The organism is Pseudoalteromonas sp. D15MCD-2 (assembly GCF_038562745.1).
Lineage (GTDB): Bacteria > Pseudomonadota > Gammaproteobacteria > Enterobacterales > Alteromonadaceae > Pseudoalteromonas.
The window spans coordinates 3,370,096-3,387,511 of sequence record NZ_JBCFQE010000001.1 but is presented as its reverse complement, the minus strand read 5'-3'; the positions used below and the strand labels follow the sequence as shown (position 1 = coordinate 3,387,511).

The following is a 17,416-nucleotide window of genomic DNA, read 5'->3' as shown; positions in this document are numbered from 1 at the left end:
TTATGGAACTGCAAACCCGATACACAGATATTAGTGAACTGCTTGCTATTAAAGATATGCCGAGTGCCGTTGCTAAGCCACAATTACTGCTATTTAATGACAAGCTAGCTGATAATTTTGAAATTAAACACGACAGCGAATATTTAGCTAAATTACTATCTGGTTCAACAATAGATAAAGATGTTGCACCGGTTGCACTTGGTTACTCAGGTCATCAATTTGGTCATTTTTCACCGCGTCTTGGTGATGGTAGAGCGCATTTGCTTGGTGCTATTGCAGATCACAATGGCACATTGTGGGACTTACAGCTAAAAGGCGCAGGAGCAACGGTATTCTCTCGCGGTGGTGATGGTCGCTGTGCCATTGGTCCGGCTGTACGTGAGTACATCATGAGTGAGGCACTTCATGCGCTTGGTATCGCGACTACGCGTTGTTTAGCTGTAGTTACAACTGGCGAAACGGTATATCGCCAGCCACCTCGCCCGGGTGCAGTTGTCACTCGTTTAGCTAAAAGCCATATTCGTGTTGGCTCATTTCAATACTTAGCTACACAAGGTGATATAGAAGGGTTAGAAAAGCTAGTCGACTACGCAATAAATTGCCACTTTCCTGACATTAGCAGTACGGGTGAGCAGCGTTATATTGAATTTTTAACCGCCGTGCTAGATAAGCAAATTGAGCTCGTTATCAGCTGGATGCGAATTGGCTTTATACATGGCGTGATGAATACCGATAATACCTTGATTAGCGGTGAAACCATTGATTATGGTCCTTGCGCGATGATGAATCAGTTTGACTTAGACACGGTGTTTAGTTCGATTGACCATCAAGGGCGCTATGCATTTGGTAATCAGCCGAATATTGCCAATTGGAATATTGCGCGTTTAGCTGAAAGCTTAATCCCTTTATTTACTGATCAAGATGCTGCCGTTGAGCAACTCTCACCGGTTGTGAATGGTTTTGCTGCTAAATTTAATGATGCATTTAATATTATGTGGCAGCAGAAATTAGGCTTAGCTGGTCAGCAAGAAGGCGATCATGCTTTAGTTTCAGAGTTACTGGGGTTAATGAAGCAACACCAACTTGATTACACCAATACTTTTAATGCACTTACTGAATCTTTAGTGAAAGACTTTGTTATAGATTCTAATTTAAAAGAATGGGTTTCAAAATGGAGGCTCAGAACATCAGCTGAAAGTTACAGCACAATGCGAGCTGTTAATCCTGCAGTCATTCCCCGTAATCATAATATTGAAATGATCTTGGCTGAGTATGAAAAGGCAGGATCTAGTTCATCAATCAATGAGTTTTTAAAAGTTATTCAAAAACCATATGAGTATGAGGAAGAATTTGCGGCATGGTATCAACCTCCGAAGGAAGGTGATTGTAATTACCAAACTTTTTGTGGTACTTAAGGGTTAATCTTTATGGTTGATAACAATTGTAAATGCTCATTTTTTTAAATCTGAGTGTTCGTTGATTGAGCAAGTTAGCTGCCAGTGTTATGATTTATATCAATAAAATAGCACTAAAGTTTTGCTTTTTAACGAAAATTTACAAATAAAGTTGCTTTCAACTTGTTGATTTAAAAATAACCAATATAATAATGTAATTGGGAATGGACTTTTATCGGTTTTGAAGTCAGTAGATTAGGCTGAATAGACTTTCACCTAATCATAACAAAGCGATCTAAAGGCATTGTTACGCAAAGTTATTTAGATAACCTATTATTTGGGTAATTGACTGAAATTACTCGGCAAGATTTTTGTTCTGTACCGAGTTCGTTAAGTTTTGATTAACTATTAGTCGACTACTCTGTTTAAACTGATTGAGCTGGTTTGACTTAGCTACAATTTTAATTGTGAAAATGGGAAGGAAACAATGAAATTAAAATCACTTACTATTGCTTTAGCACTTGCTGCAACTAGTGCTTCAAGCTTCGCTGCCGAAAAGCAAGGTTTCTACATCGGCGCATTTGGCGACTACTATGATAATTCTTGGGAAAATGTCCGCGACTACACTCCAGGTGGCCTTGATGTTGATGACTCTACAGGTTGGGGTTTAGAGCTAGGTTACCGTTTTAGTGATTACTGGAGCGCTCGTTTAGAATACGCTGATATGGACTTCGATTGGAAAGCTGATCTAAACGACGGTACTTCTGTTAGCGGTACTGAAAGTGGCAAACGTTACGGTATTGACGCTTTATATCACTTAGGTGGTGGTCCATTCTACGGTATTTTCGGCCTTAAAAATCTTGATGCGGTTGACGAAGATCTAATGTTCGCAAACGTAGGTGCTGGTTACCAACACTACTTCACAGATAACTTCGCGTTTAACGCTGAAACATCTTTATACCAAGGTCTTGACCGTGGTTACACAGATGTTGGCGCTAAATTAGGCCTAAGCTATATCTTTGGTGCGCAAAGCTCAGCTTCTGAGCCAGTTGAACCTGCTCCAACAGTTGTTCCTGTTGCGGTTGAGCCAGTTGATAGCGATGGCGATAACATCCCTGATGCTGATGACCAATGTGCAAACACGCCAATGACTGACGCTGTTGATGGTACTGGCTGTACATTATATGAAGATCGTGAAGTAACTAAGAGCTTACTAATCACGTTCCCTAACAACACGTCTAAAGTATCTCAACAATACTTAGATGATATTGACCGCGCTGCTAAGTTCTTAAAAGAGCACCCAGGTACTGACGTAGTACTTGAAGGTCACACTTCATCAGTAGGTAAAGCTGACTACAACAAGTGGTTATCTAAGAAACGTGCTGATGCTGTTGCTAAGAAACTAATCGAAGACGGTATTGACCCAATGCGTCTTACTACTGTTGGTTTAGGTGAAGAGCGCCTTAAAAACCCAGCAAATACGCCAGAAGCTCACGCTGAAAACCGTCGTGTTGAAGCGAAAGTATCTGTAATTGAGCGTGTAAAAGTAGAGCGTTAATCTAACTCTTTACGAAAATTTTAAAACCCAGCCTAGTGCTGGGTTTTTTCATTTCTAACACCTCTAAAGTAAGTAGATAGGAATGATTCTTAATAAATATTCATTTGAATAGCTTTTTTTTCTAGTACTATTCATGCTATTTATAGTGAATATTAAACTCCTTACTTACAGCATGGATTTTCATCTATACTTAAAAGCTTTATAATTAACCGTCAGAATACTATAAGTGCTGGGTCTTAATTGGTATTTAGCTTAATACTACCGAGTACTTTCACGTCACCAAGAGGGCAATATTGTGCTACAAGAATATCGTAAACACGTAGAAGAACGTGCCGCGTTAGGTATCGTACCAGCGCCATTAGATGCTCAGCAAACGGCTGATCTTATTGAATTAATCAAAAACCCACCGGCAGGCGAAGAAGAGTTTATCGTTGATCTTCTAGTTAACCGCGTACCACCGGGTGTTGATGATGCTGCTTACATCAAAGCAGGTTTCTTAGCTGCAGTTGCAAAAGGTGAAGCGAGCTCTCCACTTGTATCAAAAGAAAAAGCAGCTGAGCTACTTGGTACTATGCTAGGTGGTTACAACATCGCACCTATGATTGATCTTCTAGATGACGAAGCGTTAGCGCCGATCGTTGTTAAAGGTTTATCAAACACATTATTAATGTTCGATGCTTTCTATGATGTAGAAGAAAAAGCGAAAGCAGGTAACGAATTTGCTAAGCAAGTAATCGAATCTTGGGCAAATGCAGAATGGTTTGTAAACAAGCCTGCAGTTGCTGAAAAAATCTCAGTTACCGTATTCAAAGTAACTGGCGAAACAAATACTGATGACCTTTCTCCTGCTCCAGACGCATGGTCTCGCCCTGATATTCCACTACACGCTTTAGCAATGCTGAAGAACGAACGTGATGGTATCAATCCTGAAAAACCAGGTGAAGTTGGTCCAATCTCACAACTAGAAGAGCTTAAAACGAAAGGTTTACCTCTTGCATACGTTGGTGATGTAGTTGGTACGGGTTCTTCTCGTAAATCTGCAACAAACTCTGTACTTTGGTTCATGGGTGATGATATTCCTCACGTACCAAACAAACGCGTTGGTGGTGTATGTTTAGGTGGTAAAATCGCTCCTATTTTCTTCAACACAATGGAAGACTCTGGTGCATTACCAATCGAGCTTCCTGTTGATGAGCTAAACATGGGTGACCAAATCGATATCTTCCCATACGAAGGTGTTGTTAAGCGTCACGGTACTGATGAAGTAATCTCTACTTTCTCACTTAAATCAGATGTAATTCTTGATGAAGTGCGTGCTGGTGGTCGTATTCCACTAATCATCGGTCGTGGTTTAACTGACAAAGCACGTGCATCACTAGGTATGGAAGCTGAAGATATCTTCCGCAAGCCTGCTCTTGTAACTGATTCTGGTAAAGGCTTCACATTAGCTCAGAAGATGGTTGGTAAAGCATGTAACATGCCTGGCGTACGTCCTGGCCAATACTGTGAACCGAAAATGACAACTGTTGGTTCGCAAGATACAACAGGTCCTATGACGCGTGACGAACTTAAAGATCTAGCATGTTTAGGCTTCTCTGCAGATTTAACAATGCAGTCTTTCTGTCATACATCAGCTTATCCTAAGCCAATCGACGTAAACACTCACCACACACTTCCTGATTTCATCATGAACCGTGGCGGTGTATCACTTCGTCCAGGTGACGGTGTAATCCACTCATGGTTAAACCGTATGTTATTACCAGATACAGTAGGTACTGGTGGTGACTCTCATACTCGTTTCCCTCTAGGTATTTCATTCCCAGCGGGTTCAGGTGCGGTAGCATTCGCAGCAGCAACTGGTGTAATGCCTCTTGATATGCCTGAGTCAATCTTAGTACGTTTCAAAGGTGAAATGCAGCCAGGTATCACACTACGTGACCTAGTTCATGCTATCCCTTACTACGGTATTAAAGAAGGTCTTCTTACTGTTGAGAAGAAAGGTAAAATCAACGAATTCTCTGGTCGCGTACTAGAAATCGAAGGTGTTGAGCACTTAACTGTTGAGCAAGCTTTCGAACTTTCTGATGCATCAGCTGAGCGTTCAGCGGCAGGTTGTACTGTTAAGCTTTCTAAAGAGTCTATTGCTGAATACCTAGAGTCAAACATCGTAATGCTTAAGTGGATGATCTCTGAAGGTTACGGTGATGTTCGTACTATTGAGCGTCGTATCAATGCAATGCAAGAGTGGTTAGCTAACCCTGAACTTATGGAAGCTGACGCTGATGCAGAGTACAAGCATGTAATTGAAATCGATCTTGCAGACATCAAAGAGCCAATCCTTTGTGCTCCAAATGACCCAGATGATGCACGTCTTCTTTCTGACGTAACAGGCGAGAAAATCGATGAAGTATTCATCGGTTCTTGTATGACTAACATCGGTCACTTCCGTGCTGCAGGTAAACTACTAGATGGTTTCAGTGGTCGTATCCCAACTCAACTTTGGGTTGCACCACCAACGAAGATGGATAAAGACCAGCTTACTGATGAAGGTTACTACGGTATCTTTGGTCGCGTAGGTGCACGTATCGAAACTCCAGGGTGTTCACTATGTATGGGTAACCAAGCACGTGTTGCTGATAAAGCAACTGTTGTTTCTACTTCTACGCGTAACTTCCCTAACCGTCTAGGTACTGGCGCTAACGTATTCTTAGCATCAGCAGAGCTTGCAGCAGTAGCGGCAATCTTAGGTAAATTACCTACACCTGCTGAGTACCAAGAGTATGCAGATAAGATCAATGCAACTGCAGCTGATACTTATCGTTACCTGAACTTCCACCGTATGCCTCAATACACTAAAAAGGCAGACCAAGTGATCGTTCAGCAAGCTGTATAATTAGTAATAATTAAATTTATTAGTATAAAAGCCCGCACCTAGCGGGCTTTTTATTAAGTTTTTGTTCAGTTTGGTTGTAAAATTAATACATTTGTCTACACTGATTATTGTTAAAAGTTAACAGTTGTAACTTTGTGTTTAATGTTGTAACCAAGGAAGGCGGGCATCATTTCTTGGCTGCATAGATTTTGCAAATCAAGGAATTGAACAATGAAAGCACTTCTTCTTTTACTCCCCCTTAGTGGTTCGGCTCTTGCTGTTAACCCCTCTTTTAGTGAAGTTCGACTCGGTTTTGAAACGATTAGCTATAGTGAAACTCTTAATGATGTAGCAGGGTTTGGCAAGTTGAGCCAGTCAATTGATGTGACCAATCCCGCAATACGACAGATATCATACACAGGGATCGATGATGATTGGGGATTCTATATTGAAAGTGCTGCAACAATTTCTACTGAAATTGAAACTGAAACTTGGCATTTGGCAGAGTTTGGCGATATTCAAGAAAATGCATTTAAAACAAAAGCGAATGAGATCGGTTTTAAAGGTGCTTATAATTTTTCAAAAGCCATACAGCTTACTTTAGGCACTAAGTTTTTTACTTCTAGTTTTACACGCTCAAATTTTGCTTTTGTGCAACCAGGTGCGGCGGCATTTGATGAGGCACTGATTGCTATCTCAGATGATCCAGATAACCCCGCTCGTTTTACCTTACCGGGTATGAATAACGCGAACAATGTGGGCGACCAACAAGATTATAACTCCCAGCTACGCCCCGTGGTCTCTGTGTCAGAAGATCAAATGGGTATCTTGCTTACTTTAGGTGCCCGTTACGATAGTCGTTTAAAAGACAGTTTTAATAAGTACAGCTGGTATGCAGAAGCTGAATTGAGTACACCCATGTACTCTGAAATTCAAAATACTCAATTTGAAACAACTACATTAACCGACAGTTTTAATGGCTGGGGTGTGTTAGGACGAGTTGGGCTACGTTATCAAATAATGTCACATATTGCGTTAATGGGCGGTATTGATGCGCAATACAAATCTCGCGATATAGTGACTAAGAATCTTGAAAATGGTCAACGTCTGCGCGTACCTGAAGTCGAATATAGTAATGTGTCTTTTGCAGTTGGTTTGCAGTGGAGCTATTAATGAACAAGTTCGCCATAATTAGCTCATTACTTTTATTCTCTTTATCAGGATGTAAAACCATTGACTCGGTTCAGCAAGATTTAGGTTCTCTTGCGAGTAGTATTACAGGTGAAGAACAGGCGACCCCCGAACAAATACAGGCAGCCTATGAAAAAGCCCAAAGTGTTTTCCAAGAAGCACTGACAGCTTATAACCAAATAGATACGGAGAACTTAGCGCAATTTGATGAGGAGCGTGTAGCTAAGGCTCGTAAAGTATGGGCGGTGCTTGAGCCTGAGTTTAATGAACTGCGTTTAGCTCCTGAACATGCTTTAAAAAGTGCGTCACTGTTCTCATCTGATACAGTTGCAGATGAAGTCATGTCTCAAAGTCAGGAGGTCATTTCCTTGGTTACTGAAGCGCAGCTTGCCAAGCAAAGGATCACATCGGTTTTACAGCCAATTAGAGATGAGTTTGCCATTTTAGATCAATTGGATGCTGAAACATCTTATGAAAAGCGTTATCGAGAGCTCGATAAGCAACATCAACAATTAAAGGAAATGCTCATTGACGGGCAAGAGCAGCAAGTTGCTGAGTATGTACCTAAGCTATTAGAGCAACTCATTGATTTAGAAAAAGACGCCGTTGTACAGTTTTATTTCTCTCAGTATATCGAAAAAATTTATGGGCTAGCTAACTCAAAAAAAGTCGATATATTTCCGACAGTTTATCAGGACGTTCGAAAACAATTAGAGCAAGGTGAAACATTTAGTAAAGCTAACTATCGTGAGTACGAGCAAATTAAACAACAAGCTGCTTTATTGTCATTACAAATCGATCGTATTAATAGTCTCTATGCTGAGTACTTAGCCCAAAAATCGGCTATTGATAAAGACACTGTTGAAGCGCACATGCTGAGTCTTGAAAGTGAAATTTATGCACTGACCATGGCTGCTGGTTTGGGTGATCTGAGAGGCCTCTCTTTTCAGGAGCAGCTTCAACAAGTAAGAAAAGCAATTAATTGAGTAAACCAAGAGCCACAGTTCGCTGTGGCTTTTTATAAAGTTTCCCTTTCTATGAGAAATTAAACTTGTCGTAAATTGTGCAACCTAAAACAGCCACATTTGTGGCTGTTTTTATTTTTTAGATTAAATATTCTAAAAAATGTCTATAACGATCTTAAAATTATCCAATAAACCTTACTGGTTTACATAAAAACGCAAATATTCCCTGCTAATTGAATTAAAATCCTCGCCAATATTCTCAACGTATTAAGGCGAGATCGAAATGACTACATTAAACAACCAGAACCTTCTACAACTTCGTTTTGTAAGCCAAGCGCACATTGACGCAGTTAAGCCTTCTTTTGCTAACCTACCTGCTAACCCATACGCAGATGGTGAATTTCGTAAGCGTCGTTATTCAGTAATTAAAGTTGTTGATGGTGAGTTAAAACTACAACCAACAAAAGCATTCGTGCAAGATGACTCAATCAATACATTCCAAGGTAATGTTGAGCGCACCTATGAAAATCTAGAAGATAGCTTATTAGCGACTGATGGCATGAAGCAAATCGTTAATCAGTTCCGTGATATGACGGGTATCAGCGATGATCGCGTTATTGAAATTCACCAATTCAGAATGCTTGCGATCGACAGTGACACACCAGCTGCGCCAGAAGGTGTTCACCAAGATGGTTTTGATCACGTATGTGTGTGTGGTGTATCACACGAAAACCTAGAGGGTGGTGAGCTGCTTGTTTATGAACACCAGCAGGCAGAACCATGTTTCAAAATGGAAATTAAAGACGGCATGTTCGCACTGATTAATGACCGTGAAGTATGGCACAACGCTACACCAATGAATAAATTAGACGCAAGCAAAGAAGGTTACCTTGATTGCTTCGTACTAACTGCGTAAGGGTAAACCATGAACTTAACGCAATTACGTCGCCAGTTCTCTGCACTTATGCAACAAGTTGCTGGTCAGTCACCGATTTTCCTTGATGGTCCAGGTGGCTCGCAAGTACCACAGTCAGTTCTAAGCGCTATGAGTGCATATTTGGGTTACTTCAACTCAAACTTAGGCGGCGCATTTTTCTCAAGTGATAAAACGGTAGAGTTAATGGCAAATGCTCGCCAAGCTGCAGCCGATTTATTAAATGCGCCATCTAAAGAGCAAATCGTGTTTGGTGCAAACATGACAAGCTTAACGTTTAGCTTTAGCCGTGCCATCTCGCGTGATTGGACTGCTGATGATGAAATTATTGTCACCAATGCAGATCACTTCTCAAACGTATCATCTTGGCAGCAAGCTGCTGAAGATAAAGGCGCGACAGTAAAAACAACCCTTATCAACGAAGCTGATTGCAGCCTAGATATGGCACATTTTGAAAGCCTTTTATCTAGCAAAACAAAGCTTGTTGCAGTGACGTATGCATCAAACACGACAGGTTCAATTAATGACATTAAACGCATCGTTGAGCTTGCACATGCTGTTGGTGCGCTAGTGTATGTTGATGCCGTTCATTACGCACCTCATGAGCTTGTAGATGTACAAGCACTTGATTGTGACTTCTTAGCCTGCTCTGCATATAAGTTCTTTGGTCCTCACCTTGGTATTGTCTATGGCAAACGTGAGCATCTTGAAGGTTTCACACCATATAAAGTTGAACCTGCAAAAGATGTTGCGCCAGGTCGCTGGGAAACGGGTACACAAAGCTTTGAAGCGCTAGCTGGCTTAATTGCAGCTGTTGATTACATTGCTGCAATTAGTGAACTTGATGATAGTCATTCACGTCGAGAAAAACTCGCGGCTGCATTTGCTATGACTAAACAACACGAAATGGCATTAAGTAAGCATTTCTTAACGCGTTTAGCAGATTACCCACGTATCAAGTTATTTGGTATTGATGAACTAGAGCGTATAGCTTATCGCACACCGACTTTTGCTTTAACTTTTGAAGGCATCGAGCCACGTGTTGTGTCTGAATTTTTAGGTAAGCAACATATTTGTGTGTGGGACGGTAACTTCTACGCTCAAGGCTTATGTAAGCAGCTAGGTGTATTAGAAACCGGTGGTGTAGTACGCATTGGTTGTATGCATTACAACACAATTGAAGAGCTTGATAAGGTTTTTGATTTATTTGATCAATTACTAGCAGATTAAAGCTGAGCTTTAATTAAGCTATAAGCAGCCCGAGTGGGCTGCTTATTACCGCTAGGATTGTGGTTGGCCATATATTTGTTCCGCGCGGTTGAATAAGACCCACGAGGTTAAAATATACTTATCATTTGAAATTGGCTTATTACCACGGTGCGTGTGGGTAAAATAGCCCGGTGCTACGACCATAGAACCCTGTTTAGGCGATATTTTTCGTTGTTGATAGTAAAACTCTGTTTCACCACCTTCTTCTACATCATTTAAATAGAACATAAATAACAGCACACGATGCAGAGCTTCGTTGTGGCCAGCTTGCGGGTATACCTCGCTATGCCAATAAGGGTAGCCACCTTTATTGATATCGTATTTCTGTGCTTGAATTGGACCCATGCGGAAAATTTGCTGCACGAGTAATGGCAATTGTGGTTTGCCGACTTCTTCAAAGTTATCTTGTGTTAGGTCAACAGGTTTGCCGGTTTGCGGATGGTAAACCTTTAAACCAAAGGCACCAATCATCATAAAAATATGCTCTTCAAGGTATTTGAAGACGTAACCCGCAGTCGTTTGTTGAATATGCTTTAGTTGCTCAGCGTATTCGGGGTGGTTATTAAGGTATAAATCGCGGCTGTCTTTTTTCGCTAAATCTACTCCGCCTGAGGTAATGCCTTGTTTTAAATGCGGGCTTTGTTCAAATACCGTGATAAAGTTGTCGCAAAATTCTTTGCTGAGGGCGTTTTCGTATACGCGAATAAAGTCCGTCATGAGCTACCTTTAGTTTATATTTTTTATAGGGTTACTATGTTTACTGAAACTATCACACCACGCTTTAGCGAAACAGATGTGCTAGGGCACATCAACAATACCGTACTCCCTGTATGGTTTGAAGCCGCCCGAGCGCCTATTTTCAGGTTTTTTACGCCCGATTTAAACCCTTATGAGTGGAAACTGATCATTGCTAAGGTTGAAGTAAGCTTTGTGGGTGAGTTGTTTTATGGTCACGATGTCACAGTGAAAACCAGTGTTGAGCACATCGGCTCTAGTTCATTTGTACTGCGTCAAGAGGCTTGGCAGCAAGATAACTGCTGTGCCGTTGGTAAAACCGTACTAGTACGTTACGACTTCGCAAATAAATGTTCGCAAAAACTTAATGAGCAAGAAAGGGCTGACCTTACAGCGCATTTAATCGCTGAGTAATACCCCATTTTTTGCCGACATTTATGAACGCTTGGGGTAAAATGCGCCTTCATTATTTTGACTGAGTAATTTTGGGTTACACGCAATGCTGTTAATGATCGACAATTATGATTCGTTTACATACAACCTAGTGCAATATTTTCAGCGCTTAGATCAAGATGTATTAGTTAAACGAAACGATGAGATCAGCATTGCTGAGATTAAACAACTTAACCCAGAGCACATCGTACTATCGCCTGGGCCATGTTCACCAAACGAAGCGGGTATTTCTTTGCAAGTGGTTGAACAACTAAAAGGTCAGTTGCCAATTCTTGGTATTTGCTTAGGTCACCAAACTATTGCTCAGGCTCTAGGTGCTGATGTTATTCGTGCAAAGCAAGTGATGCATGGTAAAACCTCGTTAGTTAAGCATACCAATCAAGGTGTGTTTAACGGTTTGGCAAATCCACTAACGGTATGCCGGTACCATTCTTTAGTGGTGGATAAACAAAGCCTGCCTAGTGACTTCACTATTACTGCATGGACAGAACAAAATTCTGATTTTGATGAAATTATGGGGATCATGCATAATGATTTAGCACTTGAAGGAGTGCAATTTCACCCCGAAGCAATTTTGACCCAACAAGGGCTTGAATTACTTGCTAACTTTTTAACTCGCTTCTAACCTTAGGCTAGTGAATTAACAAATATGACCGACAATACGCCTGTGCAAATGACCGAAGAAAACCGACAACAAAGGACTGCGATGGTGCTTAATGAGCGCGCGCACGATCTTTTGCTTGGTCACAGTTTTGCACAGCGTCAAATTGGCTATATTCACACCCTCGAAATTGATTATGGCGAATCAATGGAACAGCGAACTCTATTAGAAGTAGAAGTTGCTGCTGAGAAAAAACGTCAAAAGAGCAGTACAGCTCACCATAAATACCGTGCACAGGCGAGCAAGCAATTACACCAAGTGATTGAGGCTGCCATGCACAAGCAGCTTGAAGACATTGATTCAGTAATTCATGAAACTATAGGGATTCAAGATAGCGTACCTGCTATTTTAGATATTTTAGCTGTGCGCTCGGCCTCAGTAGGTCGACTAGAGCCGTTAGTTAAAGATTTGAGTTGGTTAGGTCGTGAGCTCGTTGCGTTTGTGAATTTACCTTTCTATCGAAAACAACGCAATAAACACACTTCAGTTCAAGTCGATAACCCACTGTTAGCGCTACGCTACATTGGTTTAGATAACTTAAAGTTTGTCGTGCCAACCTTTGCGGTACGTCATTGGATGCCACACAGTACAGAGCCATTTCCACTACTAAAGCGCCGACTTCGTGATAACTCAATGGCGTGTGCCATTGCTGCTCAAGAACTTGCTAAATTAAATAGTGTAAATGAGGTGCATGCGTTTACTTTAGGTATGCTACTCGACGTGGGTAAGATAGCGCTAGTCCGTATATACCTTCGTATTTTCGAGTTAGTTTGGCAGCGCCAAGTAACGAAAGCCCGTGATGAGCAAAAGAAAGATCTACACACAGCTTTATTAGAGCTAAAACCGGATCCTTTATTTTTAAGCACCTTGCTAAATAAGCAGTCGATGAAGGTAACAGCCACCGTAATTGAGAAAATGGCTTTTAGGTATTTGCCATTTAATGCGGTAATGCAGCAGTTAACTACACCTTTAGCTAAAAACGATGAGTATTTGCCGCTTACCAAGGTGATTTTAAAAGCACGTTGTTACGCTCAGTATTTAAGTTTAAATGAGCATCAACTAGTCGAAAATGACGAAACCGAACGTTGGTTTGCACACTTCGATTTCACTAAAGAAGAGCTTGATCAGCTAGCAAAATGCAATTTTGATCGCTTTCATATTCAAATTAATTAAAAAAATTGTTAATTTTTTTGCGACTATTCATTCATTGTTTATCAATCCGCAGTGACAAATTTTTTCTCTTTAGCCTCTGCTTGGCTCACTAGCCGTAAGCCTTTTTATAGTATTTAGAGTAAAAAATAGCCTTCAAATAGTTATTCACTATCCATGAAAAAATATCTCAAGCCCTTTATTTTCAAGGGCTACATGAAAGTTTTCTAAGAGACAGGACGAAAATTTTCTGGAATAATGGATGAATGAAAATTGAACCAAAGAGTAATTTTGGTGATTTTGCGCTAAGCTCAATCGGCTAAGTAAAATGGCTTAGTTTAGCTTTAGAGCGCCACCTTACTCTGAGTGTGCTTACAATTATGAGGATATAAAATGACAGTCAATCGCGAATTATTTGATCAAGTAATGGTTCCTAACTATGCACCATCAAGTGTTATTCCAGTTCGAGGCGAAGGCTCTCGCGTATGGGATCAAGAAGGTCGCGAATTTATCGATTTTGCTGGTGGTATTGCTGTTAACTGTCTTGGTCATTGTCACCCAGCTCTTGTAAGTGCATTAAAAGAGCAAGGCGAAAAAATTTGGCACTTATCAAATGTAATGACTAATGAGCCAGCGCTTCGCTTAGCTAAAAAGCTAACTGACGCAACGTTCGCTGAAAAAGTATATTTTGCTAACTCTGGTGCAGAAGCTAACGAAGCGGCACTTAAACTTGCACGCCGTTTTGCACTTGATAACTTTGGTGAGCAAAAGTCACAAATTATCTCATTCAACAAAGGTTTCCACGGCCGTACCTTCTTCACAGTAACAGTAGGCGGTCAAGCTGCATACTCTGATGGTTTTGGTCCTAAACCTGGTGATATCGTTCACTGTGACTACAACGATTTAGCTGCATTTGAAGCGCTTATCTCAGACAGCACATGTGCAGTAATGATGGAGCCTCTGCAAGGTGAAGGCGGTATCATTTCGCCAACTGCTGAGTTTGTTGAAGGTGTTCGTGAGTTATGTACTAAGCATAATGCACTACTAATCTTTGATGAAGTACAAACAGGTGTTGGCCGTACGGGTGAGCTTTATGCTTATCAAGGTTTAAATGTAACTCCTGATATCTTAACGACTGCAAAAGCGTTAGGTGGTGGTTTCCCTATCGGTGCAATGATCACCACAACTGATATTGCTAAGCACTTAAAAGTAGGTACTCATGGTTCTACTTACGGTGGTAACCCTCTTGCGTGTGCAGTAGCAGAAGCAGCATTCGACACAGTAAATACTCCTGACGTACTTAACGGTGTTAAAGAAAAGTCAGCGTTATTCCGCGAGTTATTAACTGCGATTAACGAAAAGTACAATGTATTCACTGAAATCCGTGGCGAAGGTCTATTAATTGGTGCTGTAGTAACAGAGCAATTCAAAGGTCGTGCAAAAGAGTTTTTAGTGGCTGGTACAGCAGAAGGCGTTATGTCTTTAGTTGCTGGCGCTGATGTTGTTCGTTTCACTCCGTCACTTGTAATTCCAGAAGCTGATATCCGCGAAGGTATGGCTCGTTTCGAAAAAGCAGTTGCAAAAGTCGTTAACGGCTAAACGAAACTGTCATTTCAGGGCAAGTTAAGCTTGCCCACATTTCTTAATTTACCGTTATTTATAAGGGAGCAAGCGGACTTATGATGATCCTTCGCCCAATCCAGCAAAGCGATTACCAAGCGTTAGTAAAGATTGCTGTTGAGTCAGGCCATGGCTTTACGTCTTTGCCTAATAATGAAGAGTTATTACAAAAGAAAATTGATCATTCTGTCAGCTCATTTGCAAAAGCAGCACAGCAGCCAGGTGATGAAGGTTACTTGTTTGTTCTTGAAGATAGCGAAACGGGTGAAGTTGTAGGGACTTCGGGTATTGAAGCCGCTGTTGGTTTAGATGATGCTTTTTATCATTATCATTTAAGCAAAGTAATTCATTCTTCTCGTACGCTAGACGTGTATAAAGCCGTTGATATTTTAACTCTGTGTAATGATTACACCGGTGCAACTGAGCTATGTACATTATTCTTAAAAGATGGCTACCGTAAAAATAATAACGGTAAATTGCTTTCAAAAGCGCGTTTTATGTTTATTAATCAACATAGAGAACGTTTTGCTGACACCGTCATTGCTGAAATGCGTGGTGTGTCTGACGAAAGCGGCGAAAGCCCATTCTGGCAATGGCTAGAAGAGCACTTTTTCTCAATGGACTTTCCAACGGCAGATTACTTAACGGGTATTGGCCAGAAAGTATTTATTGCTGAGTTAATGCCTAAATACCCAATTTACGTCAACTTACTGAGCAAAGATGCACAAGCTGTGATTGGTCAAGTACATGACAACACACGCCCTGCGATTGAACTATTAAAGAGCGAAGGTTTCACCTTTAATGGTTATGTAGACATTTTTGATGCAGGTCCAACTGTTGAAGCAAAAGTAGATAACATTGCTACAGTCAGAAATGCCCACACAGTTAAAGTTGAAATTGGTGAAAGCCAAGGCGACACCACGGTATTGTTAGCAAATGATAAAATTGCTGATTTTAGAGCAACCGTGACTCAAGTTAGCCTATCATGCGATGCCGATAGCATCGTAATCTCAAGTGAACTAGCAAAAGCACTTCACTTAGAAGCGGGTGATTCAGTATCACTTGCAGAACTATAGAATTCAGGAGACATATTAATGACTCATGCAGCGCAATTTATTAATGGTCAATGGCAAGCAGGCCTTGGTCATACTTTTCAATCTGTAAACCCAGCAAATAACGATGTAATCTGGCAAGCAAACACTGCCACTGCTGAACAAGTAGACGGCGCAGTCGCTGCTGCACGTGAAGCGTTTTACAGCTGGGCTGATAAAACATTTGCAGAGCGTTTAGCGATTGTAAAAACATTCGCAGAAACGCTTAAAGAGCACAGCGAAGAACTAGCGATTGCTATCGCACAAGAAACAGGTAAACCACTTTGGGAAACACGCACTGAAGCAGGTGCGATGGTGGGTAAAATTGCTATCTCTGAAAAAGCATTTTTAGAGCGTACAGGCGATGTTGAAAACCCAATGCCACAAGGTCGTGCGATGATCCGCCACAAGCCTCATGGTGTTGTAGCTGTGTTTGGCCCTTATAACTTCCCTGGTCACTTACCAAATGGTCACATTGTACCTGCATTATTAGCAGGTAATACCGTGGTATTTAAACCCTCTGAGCTAACGCCAGCAGTTGCTGAGTTAACGTTAAAGTTATGGCAAAAGGCGGGTCTCCCTGCGGGTGTAATCAACCTTGTGCAAGGTGAAGTAGAAACGGGTAAAGCGCTTGCATCTCATAAAGGGATCGACGGTTTATTCTTTACTGGCTCTTCGCGCACTGGTCATATTTTACATGAACAGTTTGCCGGTCAGCCGGGTAAAATCTTAGCCTTAGAAATGGGTGGTAATAACCCGCTTATCGTTACTGATGTTGCTGATACTAAAGCGGCTATTCACGATATTATTCAATCAGCGTTTATCTCTACAGGTCAACGTTGTACGTGTGCGCGCAAGTTATTCTTACCTGTAGGCGAGCAAGGTGATGCCATCTTAGCGGGTCTTATTAAAGCAACTAAAGCAATTAAAGTAGGTGACTACGACGCAGAAGAGCAACCTTTCATTGGGTCAATGATTTCTTCAGCAGCAGCAGCAGGTATGGTCACAGCACAACAGCAGCTTATTGAGCTTGGCGCTGAAGTGTTAGTTGAGCTAACGCACAAAGAAAATACCGGCTTTGTGACACCGGGTATTTTAGAGTGTACAAATGTAGCTAACTTCCCAGACGAAGAACACTTTGGACCACTTCTTAAAGTATTCCGCTTCACTGATTTTGATGCCGCTATTGATAAAGCGAATGACACAAGCTTTGGTTTATCAGCTGGTTTATTAAGCGACAGCGCAGCAGATTACGACCATTTCCTTCGTCGTATTCGCGCGGGTATCGTAAACTGGAACCGTCCTATCACAGGTGCATCAAGTGCAGCACCATTTGGTGGTATTGGTGCATCAGGTAACCACAGAGCAAGCGCATATTATGCTGCTGACTATTGTGCATACCCAGTCGCTTCGGTTGAGCTTGAAAAAGTAGCAATGCCAGCGACATTAAGCCCAGGCTTAAAAATCGATTAATAATCGTAAATCATTATAAAAAGCAGCTTCGGCTGCTTTTTTTGTATGAGA

Annotated in this window: 14 protein-coding genes; 13 read left to right on the top strand and 1 reads right to left on the bottom strand. The window is 41.2% G+C overall.

All coding sequences use genetic code 11. From position 1 onward, the window contains the following. Nucleotides 1-2: 2 nt before the first annotated feature. The 7 genes from AADY36_RS15530 (at nucleotide 3) to AADY36_RS15500 (ending at nucleotide 10,144) form a co-directional block, all read left to right on the top strand. Entirely contained in the window at nucleotides 3-1,415 is a 1,413-nt protein-coding gene (locus tag AADY36_RS15530) for a protein adenylyltransferase SelO (protein WP_342409197.1), read from the top strand. A 466-nt stretch (nucleotides 1,416-1,881) separates the two neighbouring features. Beyond that, nucleotides 1,882-2,952, top strand: coding sequence for an OmpA family protein (locus AADY36_RS15525; protein ID WP_055198942.1), 1,071 nt, complete (start codon nucleotides 1,882-1,884; stop codon nucleotides 2,950-2,952). 295 nt (nucleotides 2,953-3,247) lie between these two features. Further along, the gene (gene acnB, locus AADY36_RS15520; protein ID WP_054563469.1) at nucleotides 3,248-5,845 is read left to right on the top strand and encodes a bifunctional aconitate hydratase 2/2-methylisocitrate dehydratase; all 2,598 of its coding nucleotides are present in this window, start codon (nucleotides 3,248-3,250) and stop codon (nucleotides 5,843-5,845) included. Between the two features lie 210 nt (nucleotides 5,846-6,055). Then, a complete protein-coding gene (locus AADY36_RS15515) occupies nucleotides 6,056-6,997 on the top strand; it encodes an autotransporter outer membrane beta-barrel domain-containing protein (RefSeq protein ID WP_342409196.1) in 942 nt (313 codons plus the stop codon). After that, entirely contained in the window at nucleotides 6,997-8,001 is a 1,005-nt protein-coding gene (locus AADY36_RS15510; protein ID WP_055020885.1) for a hypothetical protein, read from the top strand. Before AADY36_RS15515 ends, AADY36_RS15510 begins: the two co-directional genes overlap by 1 nt. A 262-nt stretch (nucleotides 8,002-8,263) precedes the next feature. Beyond that, the gene (locus tag AADY36_RS15505; RefSeq protein WP_054552412.1) at nucleotides 8,264-8,896 is read left to right on the top strand and encodes a 2OG-Fe dioxygenase family protein; all 633 of its coding nucleotides are present in this window, start codon (nucleotides 8,264-8,266) and stop codon (nucleotides 8,894-8,896) included. Nucleotides 8,897-8,905: 9 nt separating this feature from the next. Next, entirely contained in the window at nucleotides 8,906-10,144 is a 1,239-nt protein-coding gene (locus AADY36_RS15500) for a cysteine desulfurase-like protein (RefSeq protein WP_342409195.1), read from the top strand. 51 nt (nucleotides 10,145-10,195) lie between these two features. On the opposite strand, the gene AADY36_RS15495 is transcribed toward AADY36_RS15500, so the two are convergent. Next, nucleotides 10,196-10,900, bottom strand: a complete 705-nt coding sequence (locus AADY36_RS15495) for a 2OG-Fe(II) oxygenase (RefSeq protein ID WP_054563475.1) — start codon at nucleotides 10,898-10,900, stop codon at nucleotides 10,196-10,198. Between the two features lie 36 nt (nucleotides 10,901-10,936). Between AADY36_RS15495 and AADY36_RS15490 the strand changes: the two genes are divergently transcribed. The 6 genes from AADY36_RS15490 (at nucleotide 10,937) to astD (ending at nucleotide 17,365) form a co-directional block, all read left to right on the top strand. Further along, on the top strand, nucleotides 10,937-11,332 hold the full coding sequence (locus tag AADY36_RS15490; RefSeq protein WP_054563476.1) for an acyl-CoA thioesterase: 396 nt from the start codon (nucleotides 10,937-10,939) through the stop codon (nucleotides 11,330-11,332). Nucleotides 11,333-11,417: 85 nt separating this feature from the next. Continuing rightward, a complete protein-coding gene (locus tag AADY36_RS15485; protein ID WP_054552416.1) occupies nucleotides 11,418-11,996 on the top strand; it encodes an anthranilate synthase component II in 579 nt (192 codons plus the stop codon). Nucleotides 11,997-12,044: 48 nt separating this feature from the next. Next, on the top strand, nucleotides 12,045-13,205 hold the full coding sequence (locus AADY36_RS15480) for an HDOD domain-containing protein (protein ID WP_285221976.1): 1,161 nt from the start codon (nucleotides 12,045-12,047) through the stop codon (nucleotides 13,203-13,205). 369 nt (nucleotides 13,206-13,574) lie between these two features. Then, nucleotides 13,575-14,780, top strand: a complete 1,206-nt coding sequence (locus AADY36_RS15475) for an aspartate aminotransferase family protein (protein ID WP_054563477.1) — start codon at nucleotides 13,575-13,577, stop codon at nucleotides 14,778-14,780. An 80-nt stretch (nucleotides 14,781-14,860) separates the two neighbouring features. Then, nucleotides 14,861-15,877, top strand: coding sequence for an arginine N-succinyltransferase (gene astA / locus AADY36_RS15470; RefSeq protein WP_054563478.1), 1,017 nt, complete (start codon nucleotides 14,861-14,863; stop codon nucleotides 15,875-15,877). An 18-nt stretch (nucleotides 15,878-15,895) separates the two neighbouring features. Continuing rightward, on the top strand, nucleotides 15,896-17,365 hold the full coding sequence (astD, locus tag AADY36_RS15465) for a succinylglutamate-semialdehyde dehydrogenase (RefSeq protein ID WP_342409194.1): 1,470 nt from the start codon (nucleotides 15,896-15,898) through the stop codon (nucleotides 17,363-17,365). Nucleotides 17,366-17,416: the final 51 nt, after the last annotated feature.